Raw genomic sequence first — 5,173 nt, forward strand, 5'->3', positions numbered from 1 at the left:
CCGGCACCCGTACCGGTCCCGCACGCCCCCGCGTCCGCCGTGTCCCCGCATTCCACCGGGAGTTCCCCCATGACCTGTTTCTTCGACCCCAACCACGGTCCCGGTGTGACGACCGTGACCTGGTCCCCGCAGTGGGGCGTGCCCCGGCCCGTCCAGACCTGCGGCGCCTGCGCCCAGCGGGTGCAGACCACGGTGCCGCCCTTCTACACCCCGCCCCAGCAGGGCTACCCCCAGCCGGTGGCACCGGGCTACCCGCAGCAGGGATACGCCCAGGGCTATCCCCAACAGGGCCATCCGCAGCAGGGGTACGGGCAGCCGTACGACGACCGCGGGCACGACTACCACCACCACGACCACGAAGAGCGCGGCGGCGGCCGCCGGTTCGGCACGGGCGCGCTGATCGGCGCCGGCGCGGCCGGACTCATCGGCGGCGCGCTGCTGAACGAGGCGTTCGACGACGACGAACCGGACGTCGTCAACAACTTCTACGAGGACTGACACCCGCCCCGAGCACCGCGCGCCGCCCGTCGCACGGCGCGCCTTCGTCCCCGCGGCGGTCCGGTCCCGGCCCCGGACCGCCGCCGGGGCCGGACGCCTACACTGGGTCGGCGCATAGGCGTCGGCTGTGCTGAGGGCGGGGACGGGAGAGGATCGTGACGGACAACGCCGGGGGGTACGACGATCCGCCCGCCGAGGTGCTGACCGAGGCCGCCGCCGCGTTCGCACTGCTCGCCTCCTCCGCCCGGCTCCATCTGATGTGGGCCCTGTCCCAGGGTGAGAGCGATGTCACGCATCTCGCCGACCGGGTGGGCGGCGCCCTGCCCGCGGTCAGCCAGCATCTGGCCAAGCTGAAGCTCGCCGGACTCGTCCGCTCCCGCCGCGAGGGCAGGCGGCAGGTCTACTACATCGACGATCCGGACGTGGTGACCCTGGTGCAGGTGATGGTCGGCCAGCTGACCGCCCGCGCCCGGCACACCGCCGCCCCCGTTCGCCGGCTGCACGGGATCGGCGGCTGAGCGTCACCGGTCCTTCCGGACACCGGGCACCCGGCCCAGGTAAGAGCGCTCGCCGGTACGCTCCGCTCACAGACGGGGCGCGTAGACTCCGGCTGCCGTACCACCCCACCCAGGGCTCGCCGGTGCGATGAGGTGCCTCACCTGTGAATCTCATGTGCATCCCTGCTGTTCCGGGTCATTTGTTTGTTAGATTGCGCAACTACGCAATCGAGGTGGGGCGGCATGTCACCGCCTCGTACACCACCGCGCATGCCAGGCCGCAGCGTCGACGGCCCGGCCCGACCGTTCAGGGGAGTGGGAGATGAGCGACCCGTGGGACGGGCCGGCCGGCCAGGCCACGCGCCGCCGTGACCGGCGAGTGCCCGGCCAGCGGGCCCCCGAGCCGGGGACGGCACATGCCGAGGCGGCGCCTTCCGAGGCCCGCCCCCAGGGCGGCCGGGCCGCGGCCCGTGAGGCGGCCCGCTCCCGCGGCGGAAAGCGCGCCCGCAGGGGCAGGGCCCGTCCGGTGCCGCGCGCCAAGCGCGTGCTGAAGATCGCCGCGATATCCTTGTCGACGCTCATCGTGGTCACCGCCGGCGCCGGCTGGTGGTTCTACGACCATCTCAACGGCAACATCCACAGCCTCTCCCTCGACGGCAAGGGCGGCACCGAGAAGCCCGACGCCTTCGGCCGCACCCCGATCAACATCCTGGTGATGGGTTCGGACGGCCGGACCAACGCGGCGGACTGCAAGCTCGGCGGCGGCTGCTCCAAGACCGGGGTGCAGACCGGCAGCAACGCGGACGTGGAGATGGTCGTGCACATATCCGCCGACCGCTCCAACGCCACCGTGATGAGCATCCCGCGCGACACCATGACGCAGGTGCCGGGCTGCAAGAACCCCGAGAACGGCCAGTCCACCCCGGGCTACTTCGGCCAGATCAACAGCGCCCTCCAGTACGGGCCCGCCTGCCAGGTGGAGACCGTCCACCAGCTCACCGGCATCACCATCGACCACTTCGTCAAGCTCGACTTCTCCGGCGTGGTCAAGATGTCCGACGCGGTCGGCGGCGTCCCGGTGTGCGTCAGCGACAACGTGTACGACACCTACTCGCATCTGAAGCTGTCCAAGGGCACCCACACCCTCAAGGGCGTCGCGGCCCTGGAGTTCGTGCGCTCCCGGCACGGCTTCGGCGACGGCAGCGACCTGGGCCGTACGATCTCCCAGCACATCTTCCTCAGCTCGATGATCCGCAAGTTCAAGAGCGCGGGCACCCTCACCGACCCCGGCGCGGTCTACGACCTCGCGGACGCCGCCACCAAGGCGCTCACCGTGGACGACGGCCTCGGCACGGTGAAGAAGCTGATCGGGCTCGCCTCGGACGTGAACAAGGTCCCCACCAAGCGGATGACCTTCACGACCATGCAGACCGCCGCCGACCCGGCCGATGACAACCGCGTGGTGGTGGGCCCCGGCGCCAAGACGCTCTTCGCCACCATCGCGGGCGACCAGTCCCTGACCACCGGGTCCGGCGGCAAGAGCGCGGCGGCCTCCGCCACCAAGAAGGCCACCACGCCGAGCGTGCCCGCCGCGCAGATCGCCGTGACGGTGGAGAACGGCACCGCGGTCACCGGCCGCGCCTCCGCCGTCGCCACCGCGCTCACCGACCAGGGCTTCAGCTCCGGAACCACCACGGCCAACGCGCCGAGCCCGTCCGCGACCACCACGCTCACCTACGGCGACGGGCAGAAGGGCGAGGCCCAGACGGTCGCCAAGGCGCTCGGACTGTCCGGCTCGCACCTCAAGCAGGGCACCGGCACCGGTCTGACCCTGGTCATCGGCGGCGACTGGGCCTCCGGCAGCACGTTCCCGGGCGGCTCCGCCGGGAGCGCCGACACCAAGACGGCGGTCTCCAACGCCCATGCCTCCACGGCCGACCAGGCCAAGGCGTGCGCCAAGGTCAGCCCGTACAAGACCGTCACCCTCAACGGGATCTCCATGACGCCGTCCGAGGCGTACGCGGAGGCCAGGAACAAGCCGGACTCGGACTCCTGACCTCCACCTCCTGGCCCGCCGTCAGGAGGGCCGCTGCGAGGCCGCCGCGTCGGGGCGCAGCTCGGCGAGGGTGAGCGGATGCGCCGGCGGGTCGGGCAGCGCGATGCGGGACGTGACACCGAGGTCGCGGCCCACGCGCAGCAGTTCGCCGGGCGCCAGCGGCCGCCAGTGCGCGCTCTCGTTCATGGGCTCGCTGGCCACGACGACCGACGACAGCTCGGCCAGCGCCGCCGAGTGCACCCGCAGCCGTCCGTGCCGCCCGGTGTGGTCCAGATGACGTGACCCGTGATGACCGCCCGCGGGCCGCTCCAGGACGTACAGCTCATGCGTGTCCGGGTAGCGCAGCGCCCACAGTTCGTCGGCCGTGACGAGGATGACGTTCAGCGCGAACAGCGGCAGATTCTCGGCGACCCAGCGGGCCGCCGTCACGAGTCCCGCGGACACATCACCGCCGTTCGCCTCGGTCTCCCGGGTGACGAGGGCGAAGAACCGCTCGGAGTCGGTGTCCCCGTGCACCAGGGCGCGGTCCTCGCCCAGGTGACGGTCGAGCAGATCGAGCCCCTCGATCACCCCGTTGTGCGCGAACAGCCGCCCGCGCTGCTCGAAGGGGTGCGTGTTGCGCATGTCCAGGCCGCCCGTCGAGGCGTACCGGATGTGCGCGAGGAAGGTGGCCGACTCCACCTCCCGGGCCTCCTCGGCGAAGGCCCGGTCCTCGTAGGCGGCGATCGGCGCCTTGTGCACCTCGGGTGTGCCGTCGGCCGCGAAGTAGCCGAGGCCGGTGCCGTCCGGCTCGCGGTGGCTCTGCGCGCTGAGGCTGTCGGGCGCCTCCAGCAGCCAGAAGGTGGCACGGGTGCGCCGGGGAGCGCTGGTCAGCCCGAACAGACGGCACACGGGATCCTCCGAGGAGACGGCGTCTTCCGAACAAAAGGTCAATCCGTTCATACCCCAGGCAAAAGGAAGATACCGGTAAGAGGGAGTAAGAGTCATGGGAACCTGAAGGAACCGCAATGCATCTCGTTTTCCACACGGAATCCCCTCGAAGCGCTGCACAGTGTGGGGGTGCGGTCACCCGGCCGTCACCAGCACTACGCACCATGCACAGCACCATGTACAAAGGGGGACCTCTGTGTCCGTTTCTGTTCTCACGACCGTCCGTCGGCTGAGCGCCGCCACCGCCGTGGCGGCGGCCGTCGTCGGCGCCGCCGCGCTGCCCGCCGCGGCCGCCGGCCACCACTCGGGCCGCTCGCACGGCGTGGTGTACATCAGCAATGTGCGGTACGACAGCACGGGCCGGGGGGCCCGTACCAATGTCGCGCTGAACCAGCAGTGGGTGGCCGTCACCAACGACTCGCGCCGGGCGGTGAACCTCAACGGCTGGTCCCTGTCGGACGCCGCCGGGCACACCTTCACCTTCCACCACTACTCCCTCGGCGCCCGCGCCACGGTCCGCGTCCACACCGGCGTCGGCCGCGACACCCGGTCCGACCTGTACCAGGACCGCCGCTCCCAGGTCTGGGACAAGTCGGACACCGCCAAGCTGCGCAACGACCGCGGGCGCCTCGTCGACCAGATCTCCTGGAACCAGCACCGCGCCACGGGCCACCCGCGCCAGGGCGGCGGCCGCCACTGAACCATGACCGGCTGAGGTGAACGGTGCGGGCGGTGCGCGGCTCCCGGAGCGGCGCACCGCCCGTCGGTGTGACGGCGGTTCAGAGCACGGACGCCAGGGCCTGTTCGAAGGTGGGGTGACGGAAGGCGAAGCCCGCCTCCGTCAGTGCCGCCGGGACCGCGCGAGTGCTGTAGGTGAGGGTCGTCGCGAACTCCCCGAGCGCGGCGCGCAGCGCGAAGGCGGGGGCGGGGACGACGGCCGGGCGGTGCAGGAGGCGGGCCATCACCTGGGTGACCTCACGTTCCGGCAGGGGTTCGGGGGCCGTGAAGTTGACCGGCCCCGACAACGCGTGGTCGTCGAGGGCGAATCGCAGCGCCGCGATGTGGTCGGTCAGCGAGACGAACGGCCAGTACTGCTCCCCGGATCCGATCCGCCCGCCCAGCCCCAGCCGGAACAGCGGCATCATCCTCCCGAACGCCCCGCCCTCGCCCGCGACCACCAGCCCGGTCCGCG

General features: G+C 71.7%; 5 protein-coding genes and 1 pseudogene. 4 read left to right on the forward strand and 2 right to left on the reverse strand.

Annotated features, from left to right (window positions below; all coding sequences use genetic code 11):
* The 3 genes and pseudogenes from CCN72_RS29390 to CCN72_RS29400 form a co-directional block, all read left to right on the forward strand.
* Nucleotides 1-498: pseudogene (locus CCN72_RS29390) on the forward strand (TerD family protein); the annotation flags it as partial.
* 155 nt (nucleotides 499-653) lie between these two features.
* The gene (locus CCN72_RS29395; RefSeq protein WP_086811007.1) at nucleotides 654-1,016 is read left to right on the forward strand and encodes an ArsR/SmtB family transcription factor; all 363 of its coding nucleotides are present in this window, start codon (nucleotides 654-656) and stop codon (nucleotides 1,014-1,016) included.
* A 301-nt stretch (nucleotides 1,017-1,317) separates the two neighbouring features.
* Entirely contained in the window at nucleotides 1,318-3,051 is a 1,734-nt protein-coding gene (locus tag CCN72_RS29400; RefSeq protein WP_244174536.1) for an LCP family protein, read from the forward strand.
* Nucleotides 3,052-3,072: 21 nt separating this feature from the next.
* On the opposite strand, the gene CCN72_RS29405 is transcribed toward CCN72_RS29400, so the two are convergent.
* The gene (locus tag CCN72_RS29405; protein ID WP_086811009.1) at nucleotides 3,073-3,942 is read right to left on the reverse strand and encodes a class II glutamine amidotransferase; all 870 of its coding nucleotides are present in this window, start codon (nucleotides 3,940-3,942) and stop codon (nucleotides 3,073-3,075) included.
* Between the two features lie 235 nt (nucleotides 3,943-4,177).
* Here CCN72_RS29405 and CCN72_RS29410 point away from each other — a divergent pair, with 235 nt between their 5' ends.
* A complete protein-coding gene (locus CCN72_RS29410) occupies nucleotides 4,178-4,681 on the forward strand; it encodes a lamin tail domain-containing protein (RefSeq protein WP_085563371.1) in 504 nt (167 codons plus the stop codon).
* Nucleotides 4,682-4,760: 79 nt separating this feature from the next.
* Here CCN72_RS29410 and CCN72_RS29415 read toward each other — a convergent pair.
* On the reverse strand, nucleotides 4,761-5,173 hold a 413-nt coding region (locus CCN72_RS29415; RefSeq protein ID WP_143664238.1), incomplete at its 5' end, for a DUF1731 domain-containing protein.

It is taken from the genome of Streptomyces murinus (genome assembly GCF_002154555.1).
Classification (GTDB): Bacteria; Actinomycetota; Actinomycetes; order Streptomycetales; family Streptomycetaceae; genus Streptomyces; species Streptomyces murinus.

Excerpts from the sequence above, each read along its gene's own strand:
- CCN72_RS29400 (WP_244174536.1), top strand. The coding sequence starts at position 1,318 with ATGAGCGACCCGTGGGACGGGCCGGCCGGCCAGGCCACGCGCCGCCGT.